At 72.2% G+C, this 26,258-nt stretch carries 28 protein-coding genes; 17 read left to right on the top strand and 11 right to left on the bottom strand.

What is annotated here, in order from left to right:
- Nucleotides 1-4 precede the first annotated feature (4 nt).
- Genes O7629_RS32695 through O7629_RS32675 form a run of 5 tightly spaced genes read left to right on the top strand, consistent with a single transcriptional unit; the run spans nucleotide 5 to nucleotide 3,449 of the window.
- Complete coding sequence (locus tag O7629_RS32695; protein ID WP_278174188.1) at nucleotides 5-1,054, top strand: iron ABC transporter permease; 1,050 nt, start codon at nucleotides 5-7, stop codon at nucleotides 1,052-1,054.
- The gene (locus tag O7629_RS32690; protein WP_278174187.1) at nucleotides 1,051-1,947 is read left to right on the top strand and encodes a heme ABC transporter ATP-binding protein; all 897 of its coding nucleotides are present in this window, start codon (nucleotides 1,051-1,053) and stop codon (nucleotides 1,945-1,947) included. The genes O7629_RS32695 and O7629_RS32690 overlap by 4 nt, the downstream gene beginning before the upstream one ends.
- The gene (locus O7629_RS32685; RefSeq protein ID WP_278174186.1) at nucleotides 1,944-2,621 is read left to right on the top strand and encodes a biliverdin-producing heme oxygenase; all 678 of its coding nucleotides are present in this window, start codon (nucleotides 1,944-1,946) and stop codon (nucleotides 2,619-2,621) included. The genes O7629_RS32690 and O7629_RS32685 overlap by 4 nt, the downstream gene beginning before the upstream one ends.
- A complete protein-coding gene (locus O7629_RS32680; RefSeq protein ID WP_278174185.1) occupies nucleotides 2,618-2,929 on the top strand; it encodes a DUF2470 domain-containing protein in 312 nt (103 codons plus the stop codon). The genes O7629_RS32685 and O7629_RS32680 overlap by 4 nt, the downstream gene beginning before the upstream one ends.
- 46 nt (nucleotides 2,930-2,975) lie before the next feature.
- Nucleotides 2,976-3,449 (top strand): hypothetical protein, encoded by a 474-nt coding sequence (locus O7629_RS32675; protein ID WP_278174184.1) that lies wholly within the window; start codon nucleotides 2,976-2,978, stop codon nucleotides 3,447-3,449.
- 144 nt (nucleotides 3,450-3,593) lie between these two features.
- Here the strand turns inward: O7629_RS32675 and O7629_RS32670 are convergent, their stop codons facing one another.
- Complete coding sequence (locus O7629_RS32670) at nucleotides 3,594-5,216, bottom strand: PQQ-dependent sugar dehydrogenase (RefSeq protein WP_278174182.1); 1,623 nt, start codon at nucleotides 5,214-5,216, stop codon at nucleotides 3,594-3,596.
- 121 nt (nucleotides 5,217-5,337) lie between these two features.
- Between O7629_RS32670 and O7629_RS32665 the strand changes: the two genes are divergently transcribed.
- Nucleotides 5,338-6,495, top strand: a complete 1,158-nt coding sequence (locus O7629_RS32665; protein WP_278174181.1) for a tetratricopeptide repeat protein — start codon at nucleotides 5,338-5,340, stop codon at nucleotides 6,493-6,495.
- A 33-nt stretch (nucleotides 6,496-6,528) separates the two neighbouring features.
- Here the strand turns inward: O7629_RS32665 and O7629_RS32660 are convergent, their stop codons facing one another.
- Complete coding sequence (locus O7629_RS32660; protein ID WP_278174180.1) at nucleotides 6,529-6,795, bottom strand: GlsB/YeaQ/YmgE family stress response membrane protein; 267 nt, start codon at nucleotides 6,793-6,795, stop codon at nucleotides 6,529-6,531.
- 237 nt (nucleotides 6,796-7,032) lie between these two features.
- Here O7629_RS32660 and O7629_RS32655 point away from each other — a divergent pair, with 237 nt between their 5' ends.
- The 5 genes from O7629_RS32655 (at nucleotide 7,033) to O7629_RS32635 (ending at nucleotide 13,096) form a co-directional block, all read left to right on the top strand.
- Nucleotides 7,033-8,163, top strand: a complete 1,131-nt coding sequence (locus O7629_RS32655) for an LCP family protein (RefSeq protein WP_278174178.1) — start codon at nucleotides 7,033-7,035, stop codon at nucleotides 8,161-8,163.
- A 120-nt stretch (nucleotides 8,164-8,283) separates the two neighbouring features.
- Nucleotides 8,284-8,988: a Crp/Fnr family transcriptional regulator gene (locus O7629_RS32650; protein WP_278174177.1), complete on the top strand. Its 705-nt coding sequence runs from the start codon at nucleotides 8,284-8,286 to the stop codon at nucleotides 8,986-8,988.
- Nucleotides 8,989-9,204: 216 nt separating this feature from the next.
- Nucleotides 9,205-10,074, top strand: coding sequence for a hypothetical protein (locus tag O7629_RS32645; protein ID WP_278174176.1), 870 nt, complete (start codon nucleotides 9,205-9,207; stop codon nucleotides 10,072-10,074).
- On the top strand, nucleotides 10,071-12,386 hold the full coding sequence (locus O7629_RS32640) for a hypothetical protein (protein WP_278174174.1): 2,316 nt from the start codon (nucleotides 10,071-10,073) through the stop codon (nucleotides 12,384-12,386). Before O7629_RS32645 ends, O7629_RS32640 begins: the two co-directional genes overlap by 4 nt.
- Nucleotides 12,386-13,096: a hypothetical protein gene (locus O7629_RS32635; RefSeq protein ID WP_278174172.1), complete on the top strand. Its 711-nt coding sequence runs from the start codon at nucleotides 12,386-12,388 to the stop codon at nucleotides 13,094-13,096. Before O7629_RS32640 ends, O7629_RS32635 begins: the two co-directional genes overlap by 1 nt.
- Nucleotides 13,097-13,111: 15 nt before the next feature.
- Here the strand turns inward: O7629_RS32635 and O7629_RS32630 are convergent, their stop codons facing one another.
- Together O7629_RS32630 and O7629_RS32625 are read right to left on the bottom strand one after the other, a co-directional pair.
- Nucleotides 13,112-13,852 (bottom strand): response regulator transcription factor, encoded by a 741-nt coding sequence (locus tag O7629_RS32630; protein ID WP_278174170.1) that lies wholly within the window; start codon nucleotides 13,850-13,852, stop codon nucleotides 13,112-13,114.
- Entirely contained in the window at nucleotides 13,849-15,120 is a 1,272-nt protein-coding gene (locus tag O7629_RS32625) for a histidine kinase (RefSeq protein WP_278174168.1), read from the bottom strand. The genes O7629_RS32630 and O7629_RS32625 overlap by 4 nt, the downstream gene beginning before the upstream one ends.
- 152 nt (nucleotides 15,121-15,272) lie before the next feature.
- On the opposite strand from O7629_RS32625, the gene O7629_RS32620 reads away from it, so the two are divergent.
- From O7629_RS32620 to O7629_RS32605, 4 genes are all read left to right on the top strand, one after another.
- A complete protein-coding gene (locus O7629_RS32620) occupies nucleotides 15,273-16,172 on the top strand; it encodes an ATP-binding cassette domain-containing protein (RefSeq protein WP_278174167.1) in 900 nt (299 codons plus the stop codon).
- Nucleotides 16,169-16,903 carry an ABC transporter permease gene (locus O7629_RS32615; protein WP_278174165.1) on the top strand — a complete coding sequence of 245 codons (735 nt, stop codon included), beginning with the start codon at nucleotides 16,169-16,171 and terminating at the stop codon, nucleotides 16,901-16,903. Before O7629_RS32620 ends, O7629_RS32615 begins: the two co-directional genes overlap by 4 nt.
- The gene (locus tag O7629_RS32610; protein ID WP_278174163.1) at nucleotides 16,890-17,606 is read left to right on the top strand and encodes a hypothetical protein; all 717 of its coding nucleotides are present in this window, start codon (nucleotides 16,890-16,892) and stop codon (nucleotides 17,604-17,606) included. The genes O7629_RS32615 and O7629_RS32610 overlap by 14 nt, the downstream gene beginning before the upstream one ends.
- Nucleotides 17,607-17,720: 114 nt before the next feature.
- Nucleotides 17,721-17,927, top strand: a complete 207-nt coding sequence (locus O7629_RS32605; protein ID WP_278174162.1) for a hypothetical protein — start codon at nucleotides 17,721-17,723, stop codon at nucleotides 17,925-17,927.
- 67 nt (nucleotides 17,928-17,994) lie between these two features.
- On the opposite strand, the gene O7629_RS32600 is transcribed toward O7629_RS32605, so the two are convergent.
- Entirely contained in the window at nucleotides 17,995-18,462 is a 468-nt protein-coding gene (locus O7629_RS32600) for a PPOX class F420-dependent oxidoreductase (RefSeq protein WP_278174161.1), read from the bottom strand.
- A 68-nt stretch (nucleotides 18,463-18,530) separates the two neighbouring features.
- Between O7629_RS32600 and O7629_RS32595 the strand changes: the two genes are divergently transcribed.
- On the top strand, nucleotides 18,531-19,340 hold the full coding sequence (locus O7629_RS32595; protein WP_278174160.1) for a DUF2071 domain-containing protein: 810 nt from the start codon (nucleotides 18,531-18,533) through the stop codon (nucleotides 19,338-19,340).
- Here the strand turns inward: O7629_RS32595 and O7629_RS32590 are convergent.
- From O7629_RS32590 to O7629_RS32570, 5 genes are all read right to left on the bottom strand, one after another.
- The gene (locus O7629_RS32590) at nucleotides 19,276-20,154 is read right to left on the bottom strand and encodes a helix-turn-helix transcriptional regulator (protein ID WP_278174159.1); all 879 of its coding nucleotides are present in this window, start codon (nucleotides 20,152-20,154) and stop codon (nucleotides 19,276-19,278) included. The two genes, O7629_RS32595 and O7629_RS32590, sit on opposite strands and share 65 nt — an antisense overlap.
- Nucleotides 20,155-20,158: 4 nt before the next feature.
- Nucleotides 20,159-20,968 carry an SAM-dependent methyltransferase gene (locus tag O7629_RS32585; protein ID WP_278174157.1) on the bottom strand — a complete coding sequence of 270 codons (810 nt, stop codon included), beginning with the start codon at nucleotides 20,966-20,968 and terminating at the stop codon, nucleotides 20,159-20,161.
- Nucleotides 20,969-21,061: 93 nt separating this feature from the next.
- Nucleotides 21,062-23,299: an EAL domain-containing protein gene (locus O7629_RS32580; RefSeq protein WP_278174155.1), complete on the bottom strand. Its 2,238-nt coding sequence runs from the start codon at nucleotides 23,297-23,299 to the stop codon at nucleotides 21,062-21,064.
- A gap of 156 nt (nucleotides 23,300-23,455) precedes the next feature.
- Nucleotides 23,456-23,743, bottom strand: coding sequence for an adhesin (locus O7629_RS32575; protein ID WP_123603598.1), 288 nt, complete (start codon nucleotides 23,741-23,743; stop codon nucleotides 23,456-23,458).
- A 199-nt stretch (nucleotides 23,744-23,942) separates the two neighbouring features.
- Nucleotides 23,943-24,161 carry a winged helix-turn-helix domain-containing protein gene (locus O7629_RS32570; RefSeq protein WP_278174802.1) on the bottom strand — a complete coding sequence of 73 codons (219 nt, stop codon included), beginning with the start codon at nucleotides 24,159-24,161 and terminating at the stop codon, nucleotides 23,943-23,945.
- A 116-nt stretch (nucleotides 24,162-24,277) separates the two neighbouring features.
- Here O7629_RS32570 and O7629_RS32565 point away from each other — a divergent pair, with 116 nt between their 5' ends.
- Nucleotides 24,278-25,546 carry a GTP-binding protein gene (locus O7629_RS32565; RefSeq protein WP_278174152.1) on the top strand — a complete coding sequence of 423 codons (1,269 nt, stop codon included), beginning with the start codon at nucleotides 24,278-24,280 and terminating at the stop codon, nucleotides 25,544-25,546.
- 92 nt (nucleotides 25,547-25,638) lie between these two features.
- Here O7629_RS32565 and O7629_RS32560 read toward each other — a convergent pair whose 3' ends face one another.
- Nucleotides 25,639-26,220: a hypothetical protein gene (locus O7629_RS32560; protein WP_278174801.1), complete on the bottom strand. Its 582-nt coding sequence runs from the start codon at nucleotides 26,218-26,220 to the stop codon at nucleotides 25,639-25,641.
- Between the last annotated feature and the right edge of the window lie 38 nt (nucleotides 26,221-26,258).

Here is a 26,258-nt window from a genome sequence, read left to right as displayed (position 1 = left end):
CGGCGTGACCGCTCCCGTACTCGCCAACCGCCGTCCGCTGCTGCTCACCGGCCTCGCCGGCACGCTGCTCGTCGTCGGCGTGGTCGCCGCCGGCTCCGGACAGGTGCAGATCGCCCCGGCCGAGGTGGTCGCCTCGGTGCTGCACCGGCTCGGTCTGGAGATCGGCGCGCTGCCGGCCGCACCGCACGGCGAGAACGCGCTGTGGATCGTCCGGTTCCCCCGGGTCGTCCTGGCCGGAATCGTCGGCGCGTCGCTCGGCTGCGCCGGCGCCGTCATGCAGGGCGTCTTCGGCAACCCGCTGGCCGAACCCGGGGTCATCGGGGTCTCCTCCGGTGCGGCGGTCGGCGCCGCCCTGGCCATCGTCACCGGAATCTCCACGCTCGGCGGCTGGACGCTGGCCGCTGCCGCGTTCGCCGGCGGGCTGGCCACCACCTACCTGGTGTACGCGTTGTCCCGCGCCGACGGACGTACCGAGGTGGTCACCCTGGTGCTCACCGGCATCGCGGTCAACGCGGTCGCCGGTGCCGCGATCGGTCTGCTGATGTTCGTCACCGACGCGGCCGGGGTGCAGGCGATCGCCTTCTGGAACCTCGGCAGCCTGGCCCAGGCCAACTGGAACGCGGTGGCGGTCGCCCTGCCCTGCCTGGTCGTCGGGTTGGCCGCCGCACTCGCCTCGGCCGGCAAGCTGGACCTGCTCGCCCTCGGCGAACGCTCCGCACGTCACCTCGGGGTGGACGTGGAACGGCTCCGGGTACGCATGATCATCGTCACCGCGCTGCTCGGTGCCGCCGCGGTGGCCTTCACCGGCGTGATCAGCTTCATCGGTCTGGTGGTGCCGCACCTGGTCCGGATGGTCGCCGGACCCGGGCACCGGGTGCTGCTACCGGCCAGCGCGCTCGGCGGGGCGGTAGTGGTGATCGCCGCCGATCTGGCCGCCCGGACCCTGGTCGAGTACCAGGAACTGCCGCTCGGGGTGCTCACCGCGGTGGTCGGCGGACCCGCCTTCTTCTGGCTGCTGCGCCGTACCCGGCGCCGGGCCGGAGGTTGGGGATGAGCCCGCCGGGGCGGCTGCTCGGCGGGCGTCCGGGGCGGCTGCTCGGCCGGCGCAGGCCCGTCCGGGTGCCGGCCGCCCGGCCGGCCGGCAACGCGCTGATCGAGATCGACCGGCTGCGGGTCGAACTCGGCGGGCGGGCGGTGCTCGACCAGGTCGACCTGGTGGTTCACACTGGCGAGGTGGTCGCCCTGGTCGGTCCCAACGGTGCCGGCAAGTCGACGCTGCTCGCCGCCATCGGCGGCGACGTCGCGGCGGCCGCTGGCGCGATCCGGATCGACGGCGCGCCGCAGTCCGCCTGGACCTCGACCGAGCTGGCGCTGCGTCGGGCGGTGCTGACCCAGCGCAGCGTGCTGTCCTTCCCGTTCGCCGTCGCCGAGGTGGTCCGGATGGGCCGGGCACCGTGGGCCGGGTTGCCCGCCGAGGAGTCCGACGACCCGATCGTCGAGGAGTGTCTGACGGCCACCGACGTGGCGCGGTTCGCGGACCGTACCTTCACCTCGCTGTCGGGCGGCGAGCAGGCCCGCGCGGCGCTGGCCCGGGTGCTCGCCCAGCGGGCCGCCGCGCTGCTGCTCGACGAACCGACCGCCGCCCTCGACCTGCACCACCAGGAGCTGGTGCTGCGGCTCGCCCGGCAGCGGGCCGCCGCCGGTGACGCCGTCGTGGTGGTGCTGCACGACCTCGGTCTGGCCGGTGCGTACGCGGACCGGATCGCGTTGCTGTCGGCCGGCCGGCTGCGGGCCGTCGGACCACCCGACCAGGTCCTCACCGGTGCACTGCTCAGTGAGGTGTACCGGCACGACATCGAGGTGTTGCCGCACCCCGAGACCCGACTCCCGCTGGTTGTTCCGCGACGGCAGCACCCCACCCGGCAAGGAAAGGAACCCCCGACATGAGTGACACCTTCTCCGCCCGGCTGCGGGCGGCAAGTTGGCAGGACCACCAGGCGGCCGAGTCCCAGCGGTACGTCTCCGCGCTGGTCGCCGGGGAGCTGCCCCGGCAGCGGTACGCCGACCTGGTCGCCCAGCACTACTTCATCTACCAGGTGCTGGAGGAGGCGGCCGACGCGATGCGCGACGATCCGCTGGCCGGCGGTTTCGTCGACGACCGGTTGACCCGGTTGCCGGCGTTGGAGGCCGACCTGGCGTACCTGCTCGGCCCGGACTGGGCCGGCCGGATCGCCCCGAGCCTGGCGACCCGCCGCTACGTCGCCCGGATGCAGGAGGTCTGTTTCACCTTCGCGCCAGCGTTCATCGCCCACCACTACACCCGGTACCTCGGTGACCTGTCCGGCGGGTTGTTCATCGGCCGTCAGGTGGCGCAGACGTACGAGCTGACCGAGGAGAGCGGCGTGGCGTTCTACCACTTCGCCGGCATCGACGATCCGCGTGGATACAAGAACGCGTACCGGGCCCGGCTGGACGCCCTGCCGCTGGACGTCACCGCCGAGGCGGCTCTGGTCGGCGAGGTGGCGGTGGCCTACCGGCACAACTCCGCGGTCCTCGCCGAGCTGGGCCAGGAGCAGGAGCCGAAGCCGGTGGCGCCGGAGTCGATGGAGTCGGCGGCGTGACCGGCCCGTTCACCGCCGAGGTGGTCGCCCAGGTGGCTCGGCACATGAACGACGACCACGCGGCCGACTCGTTGCTGATCTGCCGGTCGCTAGGTGGCACCCCGCAGGCGACGGCGGCCCGGATGACCGGCCTGGACGCCGACGGCATCGAGTTCACCGCCACCGTGGCCGGCGTCGAGGTGCCGGTCCGGGTGCCGTTCGCGTACCGGCTCACCGAACGGGTCCAGGTTCGCCACGAGGTGGTCCGGATGTACCAGGAGGCCTGTGCCCAACTGGGCGTTACGCCCCGGCCGGCGGAGACGCGGTAGACCGGCAAGCGAGCGGGGGCCCGCTGGCGTGTGCGACGATCGCGAAATGGTTGCCAAACGGCATCACGGGCATATCGCGCATGGCGCCGTCGCGGTGCGGCTCGCCGCCTGGCTGGCGACGGCCGTCGCCGTGCTGTCGATCGCCGGGTGCACCGGGATCGGGATCGGCGAAGCACCCGAATCCGGCAGCGCGACCTACTCGGCGTGGGGGCTGAACGAGGCGTCCAGCGCGCTGACCGGCTCCGACCGGATGATCGTCCTCAACGGCGACGTGCAGCGCAGCGAGCAGGAGTTCTTCCAGGTGCGTGGGGTGTGGGGGCCGGACGGCTTCACCCTCGACGAGACGTCCGCGACCAAGGTACGGGCGTTGGCCGGCCAGTTGCCGGACCGCACCGGTGACCCGGACTGTCACCGGCTGGTCCTGGTCAACCACGGTTTCTTCGGCGGCGGGGCGATCGCCGTGGTCGACCCGGAGGAGTTCCCGCCCGGCGAGCCGGTGGTCGCCCGGCCACTGAACTGACCGCACCTGCCAGGGCTGATGCCGCAGGTGCATCAGAATGCACCTGCGGCATCAAGCTCGACCGGTACCCCCACCCCGGGACGGTGTTGGCCTCCAATCGGCTTCAATCGGCTCCAACCGGTTACGACCGGCAGTCAGCCGGTTCTAGCCGGTGGTCACCGCCGGCGCCGGGTCGCAGGGCAGGCCGTTGAGGGTGAACCCGGCCGGCACCGGTCCGGCGCCTGCCCCGCCGCCGCCGAGGAAGCCGAACTCGACCCGGCCGCCAGCCGGCAGTGACGCGTTCCAGGCGGCGTTGGTGGCGGTCACCGTCGCCGCGTCCTGGGTGATCACCGCGTTCCAGGCGACCGCTACCTGCTGTGCGCCGGCGAACGACCAACCGAGCGACCAGCCGTCGATCGGCTCGTCACCGGTGTTGGTGACGCCGACCGTCACGGTGAAACCCGACCCCCAGTCGCTGTCCACCCGGTAGTCGACCAGGCACTCGGCGACCGGATCCGGTTCGTCGGCCTCGAAGGTGATCCGGTGCAGCTGGCCGGGCAGGTCGTTGGCGAGGTAGAACTCGCCGTCCGCGGCCACCGCGAGGGTGGTCGGCTGGATCGGCAGCTCGCCGATGACCGCAGTGTCGTACCCACCGTCCGCGTCGGGCCGGATCGCGTACGCGGTCGCCGAGCAGTAGTCGGTGGCCAGGTAGGTGCCGGTAGCGGCGGATTCGCTGCCCCGGTAGACGTGGCCGCCGATCACCGCGCAGCCGCCGACCGAGGTCTGGTAGTGGAACACCGGGTCGACGTACTCGGCCGCCGGGTCGCACCGCTGCGGGTCGAACTCGACCGGACCTTCCCGACAGGACCAGCCGAGGTTGGCCCCGGCCACCCCGCGCAGATGGTTGACCTCCTCGTAGCTGCCCTGTCCGACGTCGGCGATCCACAGCGAGCCGTCCGCCGGGTCGAACGAGAACCGCCACGGGTTGCGCAGGCCGTACGCCCAGATCTCGGCGCGGGCGCCGGCTTCGCCGACGAACGGGTTGTCCGCCGGTACGCAGTACGCAAGGTCGCCGCAGGCGGCCGAAACGTCCAGCCGGAGGATCTTGCCGAGCAGGGTGCCGAGGTCCTGTCCGGTGCCGAGCACGTCGTCGGCGCCGCCGCCGTCGCCGATGCTCCAGTAGAGGTGGCCGTCCGGGCCGAAGGCGAGCTGCCCGCCGTTGTGGTTGGCGTACTCGGCGTGCGGCTGGCTGAGCAGGATCTCCTCCCGGTCGGCCGGCACCGGCTGCTGGTCGGCGGCGTCCAGCGGCAGCCGGGACAGGGTGACCGCGCCGTCGGGCAGCGCGGTGTACGCCAGGTAGATCGCCGGGTCGGCGGCGAATCCGGGGGTCGTGGCGATGCCCAGCAGGCCACGTTCGTTGCCGGAGGTGTCGACCCGGTCGCCGATGTCCAGCAGAGCCGTCTCGGCCAGGCCGGAGGCCGGATGGTAGACCCGCACCCGGCCGGCCTTCTCGGTGATGAACAGCCGGCCGCTGCCGTCGTCCGGAGCCACCATCGCGGTCGGTCGTTGCAGCCCGAAGGCGACCTGGGTGCTGGTGACGGAGAGTTGGTCGAGCGGCACCTCGGCGGCCGCCGAGGTCGCCGCCGAGGCGAGGTCGGCGGGCTCGGCGTGTGGGTCGGTGTACGGCGCGGCATGGGCCATGGTTGCGGAAAGCACCAGCGCGGTAGCGGCGAGTGTCGTCGCGACGACCCGCCAACCAGCCAACACAAAAGATCGAGGATCTCTCATATTCATAATGATCAGCTTATGGCCAGGGTGACCCGATCGCCACGCCCGCGCCACCCGACCGAAACAGATTTCCACCACTCAGGGTAGTCAAATGGGCGCACAAGGTGGTTACTCTGGGTACATGGAGCCGGACTCCCCCGACCCGATCCAGATCGCCGAACTGGTGATCGCCTGGTCCGGTGGAATAATCGCGGCTTTTGCCCTTTTGGTCACTGCGTTGACGGTGGTCTTCGTCTTCGCGGGTTTCGTCGGTGTCCGTGAACTGCGCACCATCCGGCGCACCGGTGCCCGCGCCCGGCTGGAACTCGACCGCCAACGGGTGGTCGCCGAGGAGATCGTCGCACAGGCCGACCGGGCCATAGACCAGGCGGAGACCCTCTCCGAGCAGGCCGACACGCTGGTCGGCCGGGTGGAGACGGCGGTCGGCCGAGCCGAACGCCAGTCCGAGCAGGTACACCTGCTGATCGAGGACATGCGGTCCCGGCTCAGCGACTTCGATCACCGGCTGACCACCCAGGTCGAGGTCTCCTACCTGTTCAACCAGGGAGAGGCCGCGTACTGGGAGGGCTACTACGAGAAGGCGGTGGAATGCCTGCGCCGGGCGGTCGAACTCGATCCGCGTAACCCCCGGGTGCGCTACCGGCTGGGCCGATCGCTGACCAACCTCGGCGAGGACGCCGCCGCCGAGCAGGAGCTGACCACCGCCATGTCGCACCGGTTGCCGGCCGACGCCGCCGACCGGGCGTTGGCCCTGCTGCACCGCTACGCGCGGCCGGACCGGGCGCTGGCCTACGCCCGCAACTCGACCAAGCACGGCCCGCACGACGCGCAGAACTGGAACTGTCTCGGGCTGCTGCTGCGCGACAATGGTGACTTCACCGCCGCCCGGGACGCCCACCAGCAGGCCAACCGGTTGGACCAGGAACTCGTCTCCACCCCGTTCTTCCTGGCGCTGCTCGCCGCCCACGGCCAGGCGCTGCCACATGCCCGGGACCGTTCCGCCGAAGCCATCAGCCGGCTCGACTCCAGCGAACGACGGGCCAAGATCAAGCCCATGTGGGCGTCGTTGATCCGGTGGACCGACGAGGTGCTGCGCGGCAACTACGCCGAGGCCGACCTGCACGCCGCGGTGCTCTACCAGACCTGCCAGTCGAGTCGGCGGGCGCGGGAGATCTGCGACCACATGGACTTCCTGTTGCGGTCACTGGCTCGCGAGGAGCACCGGGACCGCTATCTCGGGGCCATCGAACGCACCTGGCTGACCGGCCGGCCCTGCTGACTTTCTGCCTGCCGCCTTGCGGCCTGCCGACTGCTACCCCTGCTTGCCGGCCGCGCCGGAGATGGCCGCCACGCCGAGTGCGGCGAGCGCCACCTGCAATGCGAGCTCGATCCAGTCGACACCCCGGGTCTCGGCCACCCCGAACAGGCTGGCGACCAGAGTGCCGAGCAACGCCGCCACCACACCGATCAGCAGGGTGACCCAGATTTTCAACTTCTGCTTGCCCGGGACGACCAGCCGCCCGAGCGCTCCGACGATGAGACCGATGATCAGCGCCGAGAAGATTCCGTCGATTTCCACCGTATACCCCCTGTTCCGGTCGGTCGGCCGCCCTACCGCACTGTCGACCCTCTGCCACCACCATGCCAGAACCGGGCAACGACGCCCATCGCGTCAAGCACCGGACAGCCATCGATGAATCACAGTAGATAGTCGCGCTGAGCTGGATCTTCTCAGCAGATTCGCAGCATGACGCGATAATCTCTCGGGTAAGACAAAGCTGTCCTCCCTTCGTCACCCCTCGACTGGAGCATCGGCATGTCGGCACCGGACGCACCCGCCACGACAGCCTCCCGACCGGGCCGCCGCACCCCGATCTGGGCGGTGCTGACCATCGCCGTCGGCGCGCTGCTGATGGCCACCAGCGCGACCGCGGTTGTCGGCGGCAAGCTGCTGATCGACCGGTACACGAGTCGAATCCAGCAGCAGGACCTGCTGGCCGGTGCCGCGAAGGTCCCGCAGGAGCAGGGGGGCGAGGCGCTGGACGGCCCGATCACCATGCTGCTGCTCGGCGTGGACGAACGGGGCAGCCGGCCTGGCGAGATGCGTTCCGACACGATCATCATCCTGCACGTGCCGGCCACCCACGACCAGGCGTACCTGGTGTCGGTCCCCCGGGACACCTGGGTCGAGGCACCGGCGTTCGAGCCGAGCGGATACCCCGGCGGCGAGTCGAAGATCACCGACGTGTTCCGGGCCGGCTCGCGCAACGGAGTCGGCCGGTCCGGCGGCGCGCAACTCGTCGCACTCACCCTCAACGACCTGACCGGCATCGAGTTCGATGGCGCGGCGATCATCGACTTCGGCGGTTTCCGGGACGTCATCGACGCGCTCGGCGGGGTCCGGATTTGCGTCGACCAGCGGGTGAAGTCGCAGCACATGCGGCTGGTCGACGGCGAGCCCACCTGGCTGGCCGAGGCCCGCGAGGTCGGTGGCGGCGAGGAACTGTGGCACGAGGAGGGCTGCAAGCGGATGGCCGGCTGGGAGGCGCTGGACTACTCCCGCCAGCGCTACGGCCTGCCGAACGGGGACTACGACCGGCAGCGTCACCAGCGGCAGCTGCTGAAGGCCATGGTGCAGGAGGCGAGCAGTACCGGCGTACTGACCAACCCGGCGAAGATCGACCGGGTGATCACCGCAGCCGGCAAGGCCTTCGTACTGGACACCGGGGGCGTCCCGATCGCCGATTTCGTATTCACCCTGCGCGGGATCACCTCGAACGACCTCATCATGGTGAAGACCAACGGCGGCGAGTTCAATCCGGCCGGATTCAGCAGTACGGCGGCCGAACGGCTCACGCCGGAGAGCCTGGAGATGTTCGACGCGGTACGGACCGGCACACTGGACGACTACCTGTTGGCCAACCCGGACGCCGTCCAGCGGGATTGACCGTCCGGCGGCATTGACCGTCCAGCGGGATTGACCGTCCGGTGGCATTGACCGTCCGGCGCATCGGGACATCCGTCACCGTGATTCCCACCGCACGGTCCACATCGGTACATTGTCCCCATGACCGCCGCGTACCCGGTCCGGGTCAGCTTCACCAATCACGTCACCGCCGCCGACTGGCAGGCACTGCAACAGGCCGGACAGCCGGTCCAGCTGGGCCGCAAACATGGGCTCTTCCTTCAGGACGAGCAGAGCCGCGACGTGTTCGTGCTGCTCCACGGTGCGGTCAAGGTGTACCGGACCGAGGCCAACGGCAGCGAAACAATGCTGACCGTACGGTCTACTGGGGATCTGCTCGGTGACATCGCGGCGCTGGACGGCACGCCCCGGTCGGCCAGCGTCTCGGTGCTGCGCCCGGTCACCGCCCGGAAGCTGACCACCGAACAGTTCCTCAAGCTGGTCGACGACCGCGACCTGCACCCCGCGCTGCGCCGCTACACCAATGCCCGGCTGCGCGAATCCGACGAACAGCGGGTGGAGATCGCCTCGCTGCCGGTGCCGCAACGGCTCGCCCGGGCGCTGCTCCGGCTCGCCAAGGCCACCCCGGACGGCCCGAACCAGGCCTCGCTCGACCTCGGCCTCTCTCAGGACGGCCTGGCCCAGCTGATCGGGGCGTCCCGCAACGCGGTGGTGACCGCGATCACCCGGTTCCGCGACGACCGGTTGATCGCAACCGCACCCCGCCGGTTCGTGCTGCTCGACCTCGGCCGGCTCGCCCGGATCGGATACAGCGGACCACGGTCCGGCAGCCACTCGTCGACCTGAGTATCCGCCGGCCTGAATGCCTGTCGACCGAACAGCAGACGGCGGGAAACCGATTGTCGGGCCGGGACCGCGATCAGTTCGGTCCGGGTCGCGGACCGGCCATCCGACGACCGCCTTGGTCCATTGATGGCCGTGTTGCCCACTGGTTGGCAGAAAACGCCGGGTAACCAGGGCACGATGCGGAGCCGACGAAACTCGACCTCGACAGGAGCACCGGTGGTCGTCTCACCTCCGCCATTCACCGTGACCCGGGAGTTGCCGCCGTACACCGGCATCCTCGCCGTCGACGCCAAAGGTTTCACCGCCGAGCCCGGCGGCACCCATCAGGACATCAACCAGCTCATTCCCCAATTGGTCCGGCAGGCCTTCGAGGCGGCGGCGATCGGCGAAGCCTGGCAGGACCCACTGTTCTACGGCGACAGCGGCGACGGGCTCGCGATCGGCGTACCGACCCGGCTGCTCCCCGCCCTGGTGCACCCGTTCCTGACGGTGCTGCAGCACGTGCTGGCCGAGCACAACGCCGGTGTCCCACGTGGCCAGCCGGTCATCCGGCTGCGCGCCAGCCTGCATGTCGGGCCGCTGCCGGTCGACCCGGACCGGCCGGAGCGGGCCGGCAACGGCACCGCCCGCAACGAGACGCACCGGCTGCTCGACTCCGACGCGGTCCGGATCATGCTCGACTCGGCCCAGCCGACGATCACCCACGTCGCGGCGATCCTGTCCGACCGGGTCTTCACCGACGTCGTCCGGGCCGGCTACACCAGCCGGCATCCGGACCACTTCATCGAGGTCGCGGCGGCCGTGCCGGGCAAGAGCTTCAGCCAGCAGGCCTGGCTGTACGTGCCGGAGCCGTCCGGCAGCCTACTGGCGGTGCCACGGTTCGCGCCGCAGCCGACGACGGCCGAACCGGCTGCCGAGTCAGCGGCCGGCCCGGCGGCACCGGACAGCGGGCGCACACCCACCGGCAACGCTGGCGGCCGACTGCCCGCGCAGACCGGCGAGCTGCGGATCCGCAGCAACTCCGGGCAGGCGGCCAACCAGGTCAACGGTGGGATGTGGCAGTCCCGGGGCGGACGTCACGGATGATCCGTACCGACCAAGACCTGCCGGACCTCGCCGAGCCCGCCCGGTCGGAGCTCGCCGACCGGGACCTGCCGGAGCTGGCCGACCTCGACGACCTCGACGCGCTGGACGACCTCGACGGCGGCGGTCCCGACCTGCCGGCCGGCGGCACCGGTGCCGCCGTGACCATCGACCACAACGACGGGCAGGTCGCCAACGTCGTCTACGGCGGTCTGCACCAGTACGTCCAGCGGGTACGGGACTACCACGAGCTCAGCGCGGAGTACGTACGGGACCGGCTCGCCGGATTCGTCGACCCCGGCTACCGCACCCTCGCAGGCGACCGGCTGACCGCCGAGACTGCGGTCGCCCGGATCCGCCGCAGCGGCGGGGTGATCCTGGTCGGCGGCCCCGGGACCGGGCGGTACACGGCCGCGCTGCGGCTGCTGCACGGCACCGGGCTACGGCTGCGGGAGATCCGGCCGACCTTCGACCCCGCCCGCGGCGAACAGCTGACCATCGCGGAGCTGCCGGTCGCGCCGGGCTACGCGTACCTACTTGAACTGCCCGAACACGCGCCGCACATCCAGTACGGCTTCGCCCGGGACATCGGTGCCTACTGCGACAGCCTGGCCCGGCGGGGTTCGGCCATCGCGGTCACCGTCACCGGTACGACGTGGGAGCAGCTCGGCGCGGTACGCGACGGTCCGGTGCTGCAGGTGGCAGCGCCACCCGCCGACCTGGTCCTCGGCCGGCGGCTGCGTCAGCTCCGGCCGGATCTGGCGCTCGACTGGCTGGCCGGTCAGCCGCAGATCGCCGAGCTGCTGGTCGACGCGTCACCCGCCGAAGCGGTCCGGCTGGCCCAGCTCGCCGCCGACGTGCTGACCACCCAGCCCGGCCCGGCCGGACCGCCGGTCACCGCCGAATCCGACGCCGGCCGGCAACTGGTCGAGGCGCTGGTCTCGGCGTACCACAACTGGGAGGTGGAGCTGACCGCCTGGTTCCACCACCATCCCGACCCGCGCCACCGGGCGTTCCTGGTCGCCGCCGCAGCGTTGGAGGGTGCCCCGGCGGGACGGGTACTCGGCGCCGCCGAGGCGCTCGACGCCCGGCTCGCCGGCACCGACGCGCCACCGGCCGGCCTCGGACACGCCGGCGTCCGTACCCTCGTCGAGGCCGTCGACGCCTACCTCGACGACGGTCACACCGTCCGCTACCGCCGGGCCCGGTACGCCGAGGCGGTGCTCGACTTCGTCATCACCGACCGGGCCGACACGTTCCAGCGCGAACTGTGGCGGTGGGTGTCCGAGCTGCCGCTGCGGGGCGGCCAGCGACGCGGTCCCGTCGACCGTGCGTTGGCCACCCGCAGCGCCGAGCTGGTGCTGCACACCGCGCTCCGGCGGCGTACCCCCGAGATCCTCAGCCAGGTGGCACCGGCCTGGAGCCGACGCGCCGGGCTGCGCGGCGCGCTGGTGCACGTGCTGGGCATCGCCGCGCTCAGCCCGGAGATCGGTGCCGCGGTCCGCCAGCAGCTCTACCGCTGGGCGCAGGGCAGCGGCAACCCGGCCGTGCTGATCGCGGTGGCCGAGGTCTGCGGTGGCGAGTTCGCCGACTTCTACGTCGAACAGGCGATGGTCCGGCTGGGCCACCTGGCCCGGCACGACATCGCCGAGGTCGACGAGGCGGTGCTCACCGCGCTGGCGGCACTGTGGCGGCGGCCGGCGCTGCGCCAGCCGGTGCTGCTGCGGTTGGCGTACTGGCTGGCCGACGACCAGCCCCGGCGGGCCGCGCTCGCCGCCGTCGCGCTGAATCTACTCGGCCGGCCGGAGCTGCCTCGGGCCGGCGACGGCCTGACGCACGGCCCAGTCGACCCGGCCGACGCCCCGGCTCACCGCCCGGCCGACCAGCTCGCCGGGCCGCAGACGCTGGTCCGGCAGCCCGACCGGGTGCTCGCCGAACTCGTCGCGGCCACCCCGGTGGTCCAGGACGCGATCGGGGTGGCGCTGGGCCGCGCGCTGGACGTCCGGCAGCTGCCGGGCAGCGTCGAAACCCTGCTGCACCGGTGGTTCGACGACGCGGCGGCCGACCCCGGGCTGGTCGACGCGCTCACCCACGTCCTCGGCCGCACCGTCACCGCCGGTCCCGCCGCCGCCCGGCGGGTGGCCCGGCTGCGCGCACTGCTGACCGCCTGGCCGGCCACCGACGACCCGGCACGTCAGGCGGAACTCCGCCGGCACCTCGTCGACCAGCTGCGCCGCGCGGACCCGATCGCGGCCCGCCCACGGTCCGCACCGCTGCTGTCGTCTCTGCTTCCCAGTGCCGCCGAGGAGTTGTGATGCCCGGTTTCTTCGACGTGTTCCGTAGCAACCCCGTACCGGTGCTGCCCGGTCCGGACCAGGACGTGTTCACCGACCGGCTGCCGGCCGCGCTGCCCGGCACCGAGTTCGTCGCCACGTTCACCACGGCGTGGCAGCCGCTGCGCCAGCATGACCGGGCCGCCGCCACGGTCCGCTGGTGCATGCTGGACGCGGCCCGCCGGATCGCCGCCCCGCGCAAGGTCACCGAGCGGACCATGCTGGAGGCCGAGCTGAACACCCGGCTGCCGCAGATGGATCTGACCGCCTCGCACCTGCGGCTGCTGGGCTGCACGGTCAGCCTGGTGGTGGACGCCCAGGCCGAGCAGGACACGAAGACGGTCGACAAGCTGACCCGGGAGCTGCGGATGCAGCGGCTGCGGCAGCAGTTGGAGCAGGAGCAGATGGGCTACCTGCGGGACAAGGTGCTCACCGACCCGGCAACCGCCCGGTCCTACTGGTTCATGCACCACCCGGACGCGTTGACCTCGCTGCTCGACGACACCTTCGAACAGGTCGCCGCGAAGCTGACCGGTGGCGGCGACCAGCAGACCGCGGTGATCGCCGAGACGGTGCAGGACTTCGTCGGTGGTCTCACCGCCGACGAACGGCGGTACCTGCTGGACCGGCTCGGCGACGTGTTCGTCTCCTTCGACCGGGGTGACCTCGCCGGCCGGGTCCTCGACGCCTGACCGCCGACCCCGTACTCAGGTCAGGTCGGCGTCGTGCACCAGTACGGCGATCTGCACCCGGTTGTTCAGCTCCAGCCGGGACAGCAGCCGCGACACGTACGCCTTGACGGTGGCGACGCCCATGAACAGCTCGGCGGCGATCTCCGCGTTCGACCATCCCTGGCCGACCGCGACGGCCACGTCACGTTCCCGTGGGCTCAGCCCGTCGAGGACCCGGCGGGCGCGGTCCCGGCGCCTGACCTGGTCCGCGTCCGGTCCCGGCCGCACGTCGGCCGGGGCCGGCGGCTGGCCCGCCACGTGGGTGATCAACCGTCGGATGACCGCCGGGGAGAGGATCGGCTCACCGGCATGCACCCGACGAACCGCGGTGACGATCTCCATCGGCGGGGTGTCCTTGAGCAGGAAACCGCTGGCCCCCGCCCGCAGCGCGCGCAGCACGTACTCGTCGGCGTCGAACGTGGTCAGCACGACCACGTGCGGCGGGTCGGGCCGGGCGCGCAGCGCCTCGGTGGCGGTCAGTCCGTCGACCCGCGGCATCCGGATGTCCATCAGCACCACGTGCGGCGTGCACGCGGCGACCGCCGCCGGCACCTCACCGCCGTCGCCGGCTTCGCCGACCACCAGCAGGTCGGCCGCGCCGCCGAGGATCATCGACAGGCCGGCCCGGACCAGCGGGTCGTCGTCCACGATCAGGACCCGCACCTGGGCCCGATCGGACCCGCCGGCCGGGTCGGTGACGCCGGGCTCTGCGGTCATGTCGGCCACGGCAGCCAGGCGGTGAGCCGGTAGTCGCCGGACTCGGTCGGGCCGTGGCTCAACCGCCCACCGGCCAGGCTGGCGCGTTCGGCCAGTCCGACCAGGCCGGTCCCCGCTCCCGGGATCGCCGCCGCAGGGGCCACCGGGCGGCGGTTGACGACCTCGACGGTCAGCCCGTCACCCGGCCGACCGGTGACCGCGACGCTCGCCGCCGCGCCCGGCGCATGCTTGCGGGCGTTCGTCAGACCCTCCTGCACGATCCGGTACGCGGCCCGGCCGAGCCCGGCCGGCAGCGCCTGCGCGTGGTCGATCCGACTGACCAGGCTCACCCGGGCACCGGCCTGGCGGGATTCGTCGACCAGGGCCGGCAGGTCGGCCAGGGTCGGCTGGGGTGGTTCGGCCGGTCGGTCGCCCGGCCCCGGGTCGGTGTCGACGACGCCGGTCGCCGGCGGCTCGGCCCGCAGCACGCCGATCACCTCACGCAGCTCCTGCAACGCCTGATGTGCGGTCACCCGGATCACTCCGGCGGCCCGGGCGATCTCTTCGCGGGGAGCGTCCGGGCGGAACTCCAGCGCCCCGGCGTGCAGGCTGAGCAGCGACATCCGGTGGGCCAGCACGTCGTGCATCTCCCGGGCGATCCGGGTGCGTTCCAGCTGCCGGGCCTGGCCGACCCGCAGCTGCTGCTCCGCCTCCGCCCGGTGGGCCCGGTCCCGCAGCGACACGATCAGCTGCCGGCGGGCGCGGACGAACATCCCCCAGGCCAGCACCGTGCCGAGGATGATCCCGGTGAACAGCACCGCGCCCGGCAGATTAAGGTCCGGGTCCGGGTAGAGCAGGTAGTACCCGGGCGCGACAGCGACGTGCGCGGCGTTCACCGCCGCCGCGACCGGGAACGGGCGGTGCACCGCGACGCTGAACAGCAGGATCACGATGGCGATCCCGGCGCTCACCGACAGCACCCCGGCGGGCAGCGCGACCAGGGCGACGGCGACCGGCCATCGGCGACGCAGCCAGACCAGCGCGCAGCAGACCAGCCCGAGCAGCAGATCCAGCCGGAGCAGCCAGGGCTGGCTCGTACCGGTCGCCGTCAGGTTGGGCTGCGGCTGGCGCAGATCCCAGGCCGCGAAGAGCAGATAACTGACCGCCAGCCCGAACGCGACACCATCGACGATCCAGTCGCGGGTGCTGCGCCGACCGGTCCCCGGCGACTCGGCGACCAGCGCGCCGGGCAGCAGCCAGGGATTGTCGGGAGCCGGCACCGCACTCATCCGGCCAGCGTACGGAAGGGGTGGCGGTCGCGGACAGCTACCAAAGTCGGTACTGACGATCGACCAAGGATCATCCGACGATCGACCGGAGTCCGGCCGGCACCGACCGACGGCCGCTGCGCCGCCGGTCGCCGGGGCACGACGCTGAAGCGGTGATCGAGGTACGCAATATCACCAAACGGTACGGACGGCAGCTCGCCGTCGACGACGTGTCGTTCAGCTGCGCCGCCGGCACCGTCACCGGTTTCCTCGGGCCCAACGGGGCCGGCAAGTCGACGACGCTGCGGATGATCTGTGGCCTGGCCACCGCCTCGGCCGGCACCGCGACCGTCGGTGGGCTGCCGTACCGGCGGCTACGTGACCCGGGGCGGGTGGTCGGCGTACTGCTGGACGCGGCCGCGATGCACCCGGGCCGCACCGGCCGGGAGACGCTGACCGTCGCGGCGCTCGCCATGGGGGTGTCCCGGGCCCGGGTCGGCGAACTGCTCGACCTGGTCGGGCTGAACCGGGCGGCGGCCGGCCGGCGGGTGCGGGCCTACTCGCTCGGCATGCGCCAGCGGCTGGGGTTGGCGCACGCGCTGCTCGGCGAGCCGCAGGTGCTGATCCTCGACGAGCCGGCGAACGGGCTGGACCCGGAGGGCATCTTCTGGATGCGCGGACTGCTGCGTGACTTCGCCGACCGGGGCGGCACGGTGCTGCTCTCGTCGCATCTGCTGCGCGAGGTGGAGGCGGTGGCGGACCGGCTGGTGGTGATCGGGGGTGGCCGGGTCGTCGCCGCCGGCGACAAGGACGAACTGCTGGCCGGCGACGGCGGCACCCTGGTCCGGGCCCGGGACCAGCAGGCGCTGCGGGCGGCGCTGGACCGGGCCGGCCACCAGGTCGGCACGGTCGACGGCCGGCTGTTGGTGTCGGCCCCGCCGGAGACGGTCGGCGAGGTCGCGGCGGCGGCGGGCGCCGTCCTGCTGGAGCTGCGGCCGGCCGACACCGGTGGACTGGAGCAGATGTTCCTCGCCCTGACGGCGGGCGAGTCGGTACGGGAGGCGGTCAAGTGAGCATCCGATGGTGGCGGCTGATCCTCGTCGAGCTGCGCAAGATGCTGGACACCCGGGCCGGCGCCTGGCTGCTGGGGGCGATCGGGTTGTCGACGGCGGCGATCGTCGCCGTGCTGGTGCTGTTCGCCGACCCGGCCGAGCAGACCTTCGGGACGTTCTTCGTGCTGGCGTCGCTGCCGGTCGCGTTCCTGCTGCCGGTGCTGGGGGTAATGCTGGTCACCACCGAGTGGTCGCAGCGGACCGCGCTGACCACCTTCGCGCTGGAACCGGTGCGGCGTCGGGTGCTGGCGGCGAAGCTGGTCGCGGCGCTGGTCGCGGCGATCGCCTCGGTGCCGGCCAGCCTGGCTGCGGCCGCGGCCGGCACGGCCGTCGCGGCGGCCACCGGCGGGACCGGCGGCTGGCGGATCGAAGCGGCGCTGATCGGCTACGCGGCGCTCTTCCAGGTGATCAACGTGGTGATGGGGTTGGCCTTCGGCATGTTGCTGCTGAACACGCCGGTCGCGATCGTGCTGCTCCTGCTGCTGCCGACGGCCTGGACGGTCCTCGGCGGCGTCGTCGAGCGGCTGCGACCGGTGGCGCAGTGGCTGGACCTGTCGTTGACCACCGAGCCGTTGCTCTCCCCCGACGTCACCGCCGGGCAGTGGGCACGGCTGGCCACGTCGGTGGCGGTCTGGGTGCTGCTGCCGCTGGTCGCCGGGATGCTGCGGATCGAGCGCCGTGACATCGCCTGATCCGACCGGCGGTGACCGGGTGGTCGTCGGTCCGGGCGCGATCGAGCGGTACGGGGTGCCGGCCCTGTTCGTCGCGGCCGGTGCCGGGCTCGGCGCGGCACTGAAGCCGTTCGCCGGCTGGGCGTTGAGTCTGGCCTGGGTGCCGCTGGCCGGCCCGCTGCGGCTGATCGACGCGGTGCCGTGGCTACCGGCCCTGACCGGTGGTACGGCGGTCGGCCTGCTCGCCGGGCTGGTGCTGGCCGGGATGGCCGCCGATGAGCAACTGTTCGTCACGGTCGACCGCGACGAGTTGACCGTACGGCAGGGGCAGCGCCGGGTGGCCATCGCGCGTACCGCCGTCGCCGCGGTCTTTCTGGACGGCGCCCGCCTGGTGGTGCTTGGTCACCGCGGCGAGGAGCTCTGCTCCCGGTCCGGCGACCTGCCGGCTGAGCGGCTCGGCACGGCGCTGCGTCGGCACGGCTACCGGTGGCGGCCCGAGGGCGACCCGTACCGTGCGGCGTACCGGCTGTGGGTGCCGGGCCTGCCCGAGCTGCCGGACGGCGCGGATCCGCTGTTGTCGGCCCGGCAGCGGGCGGTCGAGCGCGGTGACCGGGCCGAGGCCGAACTGCTCCGCGCCGAACTGGGCAGGCTCGACGTCGTGGTCCGCGACGAGCAGGTGCCGCAGGCCGGGCGGCGGCAGTTCTGGCGCCGGGCCGGGCCGTGAGGACGGTTACCTCGGCGACGTCACTGGGTACCAGGTTGCCCATCCGCCGACCGGATCCCGTTGCCAGCAGGTGCGGCGGGGCCGGTACGGCGTCGACGAGTTGAGGAGGCAGTGATGCGTGGCGGTTCGATATCCGGCGTGATCGTGCTCATCTGGCTGGTGATCGGGGTGGTCGCGGCGGTGCAACGCGGCTACTTCGAACGCGACGACACCAACTGTGCCCACGCCGGCACCACGATCGTGACGGTGATCGCCGGACCGTTGAACTACATCGGCGTCAACCCGAAGATCGACTGCGACCTCCCCGAGCCGTCCGAGTGACCGGGCTGTCCGCGTGACCGGGCTGTCCGCGTGACCGGGCTGTCCGCGTGACCGGCACGGTGCGCTGTCAGTCGTCGGCGAGGCGCGGCGGGAAACCGCCGGTGGCGATCGGCCCCCACCGGTCCACGACCATCCGGATCAACGACTTGTCCTGCCGGCGCATCGCCGCGCGGTACTCGTCCCAGTCCGGGTGCTCGCCGGCGACGCAGCGGTAGTAGTCGACCAGACCGTCCAGCGCGTCCGGCATGTCGATCACCGCCGCCACCCCGTCCAGCTGCACCCACGGACCGTTCCAATCGTCGGAGACGACGCAGGCGGACACCGTCGGGGCCCGGCGGATGTTCACCGCTTTCGCCCGGTCCGGGTAGGTGGCGACCAGCAGCCGACCGTCGGCGTCGACCCCGCAGGTGACCGGCGACGCCTGCGGGCGGCCGCCGGCGCGGGTGGTGATCAGGACCGCCCGGTGCCGGGTCCGCAGGAAGTCGACCAGGCCGGCCCGGTCGACGCGGGTGTTCGTCGCGATGGCGCGTGCCACGGTACGGCTCCTCGGGTTCGCCGCAGTCAGCTGCGGACGCGGGTGTGCGGGGCTGCCAGGATGATCATATGAGCCGTACCGAGATGCCGCCGCCGGAGCCGGTCACCGTCACCGCGCCGCGCCCGGTCCGCCGGCCGGTCCTGGTGCAGGGCTGGCACGATCTGACGTTCCTGCACTGGCCGGTGGACCCGGCGGTGGTCGCCCCACTGCTGCCGCCGGGCACCCGGCCGGACACCTTCGACGGCACCAGCTACGTCGGGCTGATCGGGTTCCGGATGGTCGGCGTCGGTTTCGGTCCCGGTCCGGGCATCCCGTACCTGGGCACCTTCTGCGAGACCAACGTGCGGCTCTATTCGGTCGACGACGCCGGTCGGCGCGGGGTGGTGTTCCGTTCCCTGGACGCGGCCCGGCTGCTGCCGGTTCTGGTGGCGATGGCCAGCCTGCGGTTGCCGTACCTGTGGTCGCGGATGCGGCTCGACCGCGACGGTGACACGATGACATACCACAGCCGGCGGCGCTGGCCGGGGCCGCGCGGCGCGCACAACCGGATGGTGGTCCGGGTCGGCGCGCCGATTGCCGAGCCGACCCCGTTGGAGCATTTCCTCACCGCCCGGTGGGGGCTGCACGAACGGGTCTACGGCGCGACCCGCTATCTGCCCAACGAACATCCGCGCTGGCCGCTGCACCGGGCCGAGCTGGTCGAGCTGGCCGACGACCTGGTCGCCGCCGGCGGGCTACCGGCACCGGACGGCCCACCGGTGAGTGTCCTCTACTCCCCGGGTGTGCCGGTCCGGTTCGGGCGGCCGGTCACCGTCACAGGTCACGCAGCGCGCGGTGCAGCACGTCCCGGGTCCGGTCCGGCGGGTCGGCCTCGATGAACAGCCGCCCGACGGCGGCCGCGTACCGGTCGACCTCTTCCCGTTTGTCCAGGTAGAGCGCACTGGTCAGATGCTCCAGGTAGACCACGTCGGGCAGTTCCTGCTCCGGGAAGCGCAGGATGCTGAAGGCCCCACCTGCGGCGGCGTGCCCGCCGCTGCGGAACCGGACCACCTGCAGCCGTACGCCCGGCTGCTCGCTCGCCTCGGCGAGCGCCTCGATCTGCCCGCGCAGCACCTGCGGCCCGCCGATCGGCCGGCACAGCACCGCCTCGTCGACCACCGCCCAGACGCGGGGTGCGCCGGCCCGGTCCAGCACCCGCTTGCGGGCCATCCGCAGCTCGACCCGCCGGTCCACCTCACGGACACCGGACTCACTGAATCCGATGTCGATGACCGCGCGGGCGTACTCCTCGGTCTGCAGCAGCCCTGGCACGAACTGGATCTCGTAGGTGCGGATGAGGCTGGCCGCCGACTCCAGGTCCAGGTAGTACTGGAACCAGGTGGGCAGCAGGTCGCCGTACGGATGCCACCAGCCCGGCTGGTTGGTCTCCCGGGCAAGGGTGATCAGCTCGCCGCGTTCCATGTGGTCGGCGACGCCGTAGAGGGTGAGCAGGTCGTCCACGTCGCGTTCCTTGAACCCGACCCGGCCCAGCTCCATCCGACTGATCTTCGACTCGGAGGCCCGGATGGTCCAGCCGGCGTCCTCCCGGCTGATCCCCTTGGCCTCGCGTAGTCGGCGCAGCCGGGCACCGAGCTGCATCCGGCGGACCGTCGGTCCGCCGGCGGCGTACTCCTGGTGCCCGACGACGCTCATCGGCTCACGGCTTACGGCCGACGCCGCAGTACTGGTCGATGACGGGCACGTGCGCCTGCTCCGGCTCCGGCCGCCACCGGGTCACCGACACCACCCCCGGCTCCACCAGAGTGAGCCCGTCGAAGAACCGTTCGATCCGATCCGGGCTGCGCAGATGGTACTGCGGGTTCGCGGACTGGTTCCAGATCCGGGCGGCCTCGACCACCCCGGGGCTGGTGTCGCCACCGTCGTAGAGCGCGAGGTGGCTGCCGGACGGCAGGACATCGAGCAGGCTGCGCACGATGTCGCGGGCCTCGTCGTCGGAGGCGATGTGCCCGAGGATGCCCATCAGCATCAGACCGATCGGCTGGCTGAAATCGAGGGTACGGCCGGCTTCGCGCAGGATCGACGCGGGGTCGCGCAGGTCGGCGTCGACGTAGTCGGTTGCGCCTTGCGGCGTGCTGGTCAGCAACGCCCGGGCGTGTACCAGGACCAGCGGGTCGTTGTCGACGTAGACGATCCGGGTCTCCGGAGCCACCGCCTGGGCCACCTCGTGGGTGTTGTCGGCGGTCGGCAGGCCGGTGCCGATGTCCAGGAACTGCCGGATCCCGACCTGCCCGGTCAGGTAGCGCACCGACCGGACCAGGAAGCCCCGGGAGAGCCGGGCATTCTCCACGATCTGCGGGAACGCCGCCTTGATCTGGTCACCGACCGCACGGTCGACGGCGTAGTTGTCCTTGCCGCCCAGCCAATGATTCCAGATCCGGGCCGTCTGCGGCACCGAGGTGTCCAACCTGGGCACCGGGCGCGAGCCGCCAGCGGATTCATCGACCATCTGTAGTATCCCTCACGGATCGGGCGTATTCGACGGCTTGCCAGCATAACCACGGCAGATCAACATGACCATGCTCGCATGTGGAAGTTCCGGTCACCGTGCGACGATCAGCTCGCGGAGCTGGGCCACGGGCTGCGGCCGGCCGTACCGGTAGCCCTGTGCCCGCGGGCAGCCGATCGCCGCGACCGCGCCGTGCTGCACCTCGGTCTCCACCCCCTCGGCGACCACCACCAGCCCGAACGCGTCGGCCAGCCGGGTGACCATCTCGACCGTGGCGTAGGCCTTCGGGTCGGGCGAGTCGAGCCGGTCCACGAACGAACGGTCGATCTTCAGGTCGGTGGCCGGCAACCGGTGCAGGTAACTCAGCGACGAGTAGCCGGTGCCGAAGTCGTCGATCGAGATCCGTACGTCGAGTTCACGCAGCTGGGCGAGCCGGGACAGCACCTCGTCGGTGCTGTCGATCAGCGCAGTCTCGGTCAGCTCCAGGGTCAGCCGGGGGGCGGCCAGCCCGGCCGCCGACACCGCGCCGTCCACCATGGCGATCAGATCTGCACGGCGCAGCTGGGCCGGCGCCAGGTTGACCGCCACCGCGGTGCCGGGCGCCAGCTGCTGCCAGTCTGCCGCGTCGTGGCAGGCGGTGGCCAGCACCCAGCGGTCCAGCGGCAGCACCAGGCCGGTCTCCTCGGCCAGCGGCAGAAACCGGGCCGGACTGAGCAGCCCGAGCCGGGGGTGCCGCCACCGCACCAGCGCTTCCGCGCCCCGGATCCGGCCGGTGCCGACGTCGACGATCGGCTGGTACGCCAGCTCGAACTGGCCGCCGTCGTCGACCGCCCGGCGCAGGTCGGCGATCAGTTCGGCCCGGTCCACCGCCGCCTCCCGCAGCTGCGGCGTGCAGAACCGGTACGCGGACTTGCCGGCCGCCTTCGCCGCGTACATCGCGATGTCGGCGTCGCGCAGCAGATCGGCGTCGCCGCAGTGGTGCGGACCGTACTCGGCGATGCCGATGCTCGCCGAGGTGACCGTGCCGTCGGCGAGCACCGCCAGCAGCCGGTCGGCCAGCCGGGCCGGGTCGTGAGCCGGGTCGTGGGCCGGGTCGAGCAGGACGGCGAACTCGTCGCCGCCGAGCCGGGCGATCAGCCCCGCATCCCCGACGGCGGACCGCATCCGGGCCGCCACCTCGCTGAGCATCGCGTCCCCGGTGGCGTGACCGAACCGGTCGTTGACCTGTTTGAACCCGTCGAGATCGAGCAGCAGGACGGCGACGCGGCTCGGCTCGGTCAACGCCGCGATCGACTGGCGCAGCCGGCGGGTGAACAGCAGCCGGTTCGGCAGCCCGGTCAACTGGTCGGTGTAGGCGAGCCGGCGCAGCCGGGCGGCCAGCCGGCGGTTCTCGTTCGCGGCCAGGGCCTGCCGGACGGCCAGCGCGGCGAGCAGCGCGACACCGCTGGCGTAGATCACCGACGACGGTTCGCCGGCGGTGAGGACCGCTGCGATCGCCGCGCCGACAGTCAGGTACGGCAGCGCGACCCGCCACCACGGCAGCGGCGGCGGCTCGGCGGTCTCGTCGACCTGATCGAGGTCGGCCGGGGGCGGGTGCCGGCTGGCCATCGCCACCAGCAGGTAGCTGAGCGGCCAGCAGACGTCCACCGGGTGACCGGGCTGGTAGGTGCCCTGGGCGATCATCGAAACGTAGACGGCGTCGGCCCCGGCCCGCACCGCGAGGCTGGCCCCGAGCAGGGTCAGCGCCGGCCACAGCGGTCGGGCCGGTCCGGCGACCGAGATCAGTACGGCGAGCTGGATCAGGTCCAGCATCGGGTAGAGCATGCCGAGCGCGGTCGCCGTGCCGTCCAGTTCGGCGCTGGCCATCTCTCGATACACCACCACCCAGGCGACCGGGAGCAGCGCCAGCCCGACGATCACCCCGTCCAGCAGCACCCGGGCCCGGCCGACCGCGCTACGCGGTGCGGAGACCGCGCTGAGCAGCGCAGCGGTTCCGGTGACGAGGCCGGCGAAGAAGATCAGGCCGATCAGTGGGGTGTGTGGCAGTGCGTTGGCGGTGAGCCGGCCAACGGTCCAGACGACCCGGCCGATGGCGGCGAGGGCCATGGTCGTCGCCAGCAGCACCCAGAATCGGCGCAGCTGCGGCGGATGGCGGCGGGCAGCGATCCCACAGGCGGTGGCGGCGCAACTGGCGACGATGATCGCGCCGAGGTCGCTGACCAGCGCGGCGGCCGGGCCGGTCGCCAGCAGCCACCCCGCCTCGACGGTGATTGTCAGGACCCCGGCGACGACGGCCCATCGACGCGCCCCGCCAGGTCTGTCTGCTGCCACCGGCGGAATCTATCGTCCGTGACGGATACCGCAAGGCAGGCTGTCGGCGAGTTTACAAGGGACCTGACCAGGTGGACCTTCCATCACGGCCGGTCAGCCGTTGGCGGACACCCGTCGGTACGGTGCCCGCCAACGGCTCTGCGACGTCCTGGTCGCTCAGCCGGCCGGCTGCTCGGCGATCCCGAAGCGCACACCGCCGTCGTCGTCCACTGCGGCGTCGAGCGACTTGTCCTGCAGCAGGTTGGCTGCTTCGGCGTCGAGGAAGACGCGGGCGCCGGACGAATCCACCACCTGGTCGCCCGCGATCGGCTGCTCGGCGACGGTCAGGGTGAGCGACCCGGCGGTCGGGTCGGCCGAGATCCGCAGGCCGGCGCTCTCCGGTGCCTGCTGCTGAGTGGTGATCTCGCGAATCACGAAGACCGCGTTGTCGGTCATGGTCAGCATGACAACTCCTTGATCGGATTTTGGAACTACCGGAAACAGGTGATGGCTGACGCGGCGAGGCGGCTCAGCGGCAATGTCGGGTTTGGGGCTGACGGCGCGGCGGACAGTGCGCGGCGGGCGGTCAGGGCGGGCGGCGGAAGCTCCAGGGACTGGGTCGGTCAGCGGCCGTCTACGGCCCACCGTGCCGGAGATCCACCAATCAGTCAAATCCCCACGTTACCCGACTGTCACCGGCGTGGCTCCCGATCGGGTCGTCGGGGCCGGCCAGTCGGGCGATGATGACCGGAGAGCCGCCGTCCCGGCGGTGTCCCACTCCGTGGACTGTCCGCACCACGGGGAGGCCGTCGCCGAGCTTGGCCCGCAGCCGGCGGATGTGTACGTCGATGCAGCGCGGCCCGGATCGCCGGTGCCCCCAGATCCGGTCGGCACCTGCTCGCCGGCCAGGTGCTCCAGCAGGTCCATGAGGCGGGCTCGAAGGGTGGCGCCCATTCGGCTATAATGACAACCGTTTTCATTTCAGTCGAGGGGGCGTGCATGCCGTCACCGTCAGCTCCGGCCGGCCGTACCACCCACCGGGCCACCACCACCCGCCCGGCGGTCACCGTACTGTCCGGTTTCTGGCCCGCCGCCACGATGGCCGTCGCCCGGACCCTGCTCGCCGCCGACCCGTCCCTGCTCGTCGTCCGCTACGACGTCGGCCCGGCACACGACGGCGTCCCGCACCGGGTGCTCCGCGACGGCACCGGCCCGGTCGAGGACGTCCGGCTCGACCTCGTCGACGGCTGCGTCTGCTGCACGCTGCGCGCGGACGCACCGGCCACGTTGGTCCGGCTCGCCGCCGCCCGACCCGGCCGGGACATCGTGCTGGTCCTGCCCGAAGTGGTCGAACCGGCGACGCTCGCCGCCGCCTGCGCACCCGGCCAGCTGACCGACCAGCCCGCCGGGCCACCAGTCGGCGACCTGGTCCGGTTCGACTCGTACGTCACGGTCGTCGCCGCGGACCACCTGCTCGACGGCCTGGCCAGCACCGACGACCTGAGTCAACTGGGCATCGCCGCCGCCCCCGGCGACCACCGTCGGCTCGCCGACGTGATCGCCCGGCAGATCGAGTACGCCGACACTGTCGTGCTCTGGGGTGGGTCGACCGACCAGGCCTTCGAGACGCACCGGCTCGGTGTGCTGCTGTCCCGGATGGCCCCGTGGGCGGTGCAGCTGCGGGCCGGCGATCAGCCGACGATCGACGCCACCCGGCTCGCCGGCCAGCTACGGCACACCGACCGGCACCGGCCGGAAACGCCGGCGGTGCTGGATCGCGGCGTCGAGGGTCACCTGATCGGCGTGCACGAGCCGGTCGCCGACTGCGGCGTCGTCTCCGCGGTGTTCCGCGCCCGCCGCCCGCTGCACCCCGCCCGGCTGCACGCCGCGTTGGCCGACGTCACGGCAGGTCCGCTGCGGTCCCGCGGGCACCTCTGGCTGGCCAGCCGGCCGGAGACGGTGATCGGCTGGGAGTCCGCCGGGGGTGGCCTCACCCTGCACACCCTCGGCCGATGGCTGGTCGACCTGCCGGACGAGCAGTGGGAGCAGGCCAGCCCGCAGCGCCGGCTGGCGGCCGCGCTGGACTGGGACCCGTACTACGGCGACCGGCACAGCAACCTGGTCTTCGTCGGCGTCGACTTCGATCCGGTCGACCTGCACCGGCGGCTGGCAGGCTGCCTGCTCACCGACGCCGAACTCGCCGACGGCGAGGCCGGCTGGCGGAACCTGCCGGACCCGTTCACCGGTGGAGGGGCCGGCCCCGGCTGACCTGGCCGGGCATGCGTCGAGGGCCGGACCCCGGGTACGGGGTCCGGCCCTCACGCTGAGCTGCTCTGTGCTGTTGGGGTTGGTGCGGTGGGTCAGCTGTTCCAGTGCTGGGCGACCAGTTCGGCGGCCTGGGTCTCCCACTGCGCGTAGTGGTCCGGGTACGCCGACACCTGGACGGTCTGGGCGGCCTCGGTCAGCGGCATGTCCTGCCAGCCGTCGACGGCCTTGAGGGCGTTCAGGAACGCGGTGGTGGAGTACTCGACGTCGGTGATCTGCTCGACGGTGCCCCAGCCCGACGACGGGCGCTGCTGGAACAGGCCCTGCGAGTCGTGGTCGTTGCGGTCACCCAGGTGGCCGAGGTTCTCCAGCTTCGACTCCTGCAGGGCGGTGGCGATCGCGACCACGGCGGCCCGCTCGTCCATGCCGGCCTTCTTCGTCGCGGCGATGATGCCCTTGACGTTGTCGGTCTGCTCGCCGGACAGGTCGATTCGGGACTGCTCGCCCTGCACCCCGTGCGGGGTCAGCTTGCCGGCGTCCACGCTGCTGGCGGCGGCCACGGGTGCGGCGAGGGCGGTGGGGGCGTGGTCGGCGGCCAGGGCGGGGGCGGCGATCGCGCCGCCGGCCAGGGTCAGCCCGGCGATGCCGAGGGCGGTGGTGCGCAGGCTGGTACGCAGGGTACGGGTGATGATCGTGGTCATGGGGGGTCCACCTT

It is taken from the genome of Solwaraspora sp. WMMD792 (assembly GCF_029626105.1).
In the GTDB taxonomy this organism is placed as follows: Bacteria; Actinomycetota; Actinomycetes; order Mycobacteriales; family Micromonosporaceae; genus Micromonospora_E.
This window is presented reverse-complemented; position numbering and strand designations above follow the sequence as displayed.

Coding starts and splice junctions, on each gene's coding strand:
- O7629_RS32675 (WP_278174184.1), top strand. CDS start 2,976: ATGGTTGCCAAACGGCATCACGGGCATATCGCGCATGGCGCCGTCGCG.
- O7629_RS32595 (WP_278174160.1), top strand. CDS start 18,531: ATGAGCCGTACCGAGATGCCGCCGCCGGAGCCGGTCACCGTCACCGCG.
- O7629_RS32630 (WP_278174170.1), bottom strand. CDS start 13,852: ATGACCGCAGAGCCCGGCGTCACCGACCCGGCCGGCGGGTCCGATCGG.
- O7629_RS32650 (WP_278174177.1), top strand. CDS start 8,284: ATGACCGCCGCGTACCCGGTCCGGGTCAGCTTCACCAATCACGTCACC.
- O7629_RS32685 (WP_278174186.1), top strand. CDS start 1,944: ATGAGTGACACCTTCTCCGCCCGGCTGCGGGCGGCAAGTTGGCAGGAC.
- O7629_RS32655 (WP_278174178.1), top strand. CDS start 7,033: ATGTCGGCACCGGACGCACCCGCCACGACAGCCTCCCGACCGGGCCGC.
- O7629_RS32670 (WP_278174182.1), bottom strand. CDS start 5,216: ATGAGAGATCCTCGATCTTTTGTGTTGGCTGGTTGGCGGGTCGTCGCG.
- O7629_RS32575 (WP_123603598.1), bottom strand. CDS start 23,743: ATGCTGACCATGACCGACAACGCGGTCTTCGTGATTCGCGAGATCACC.
- O7629_RS32690 (WP_278174187.1), top strand. CDS start 1,051: ATGAGCCCGCCGGGGCGGCTGCTCGGCGGGCGTCCGGGGCGGCTGCTC.
- O7629_RS32625 (WP_278174168.1), bottom strand. CDS start 15,120: ATGAGTGCGGTGCCGGCTCCCGACAATCCCTGGCTGCTGCCCGGCGCG.
- O7629_RS32585 (WP_278174157.1), bottom strand. CDS start 20,968: ATGGTCGATGAATCCGCTGGCGGCTCGCGCCCGGTGCCCAGGTTGGAC.
- O7629_RS32665 (WP_278174181.1), top strand. CDS start 5,338: ATGGAGCCGGACTCCCCCGACCCGATCCAGATCGCCGAACTGGTGATC.
- O7629_RS32635 (WP_278174172.1), top strand. CDS start 12,386: ATGCCCGGTTTCTTCGACGTGTTCCGTAGCAACCCCGTACCGGTGCTG.
- O7629_RS32565 (WP_278174152.1), top strand. CDS start 24,278: ATGCCGTCACCGTCAGCTCCGGCCGGCCGTACCACCCACCGGGCCACC.
- O7629_RS32640 (WP_278174174.1), top strand. CDS start 10,071: ATGATCCGTACCGACCAAGACCTGCCGGACCTCGCCGAGCCCGCCCGG.
- O7629_RS32590 (WP_278174159.1), bottom strand. CDS start 20,154: ATGAGCGTCGTCGGGCACCAGGAGTACGCCGCCGGCGGACCGACGGTC.
- O7629_RS32605 (WP_278174162.1), top strand. CDS start 17,721: ATGCGTGGCGGTTCGATATCCGGCGTGATCGTGCTCATCTGGCTGGTG.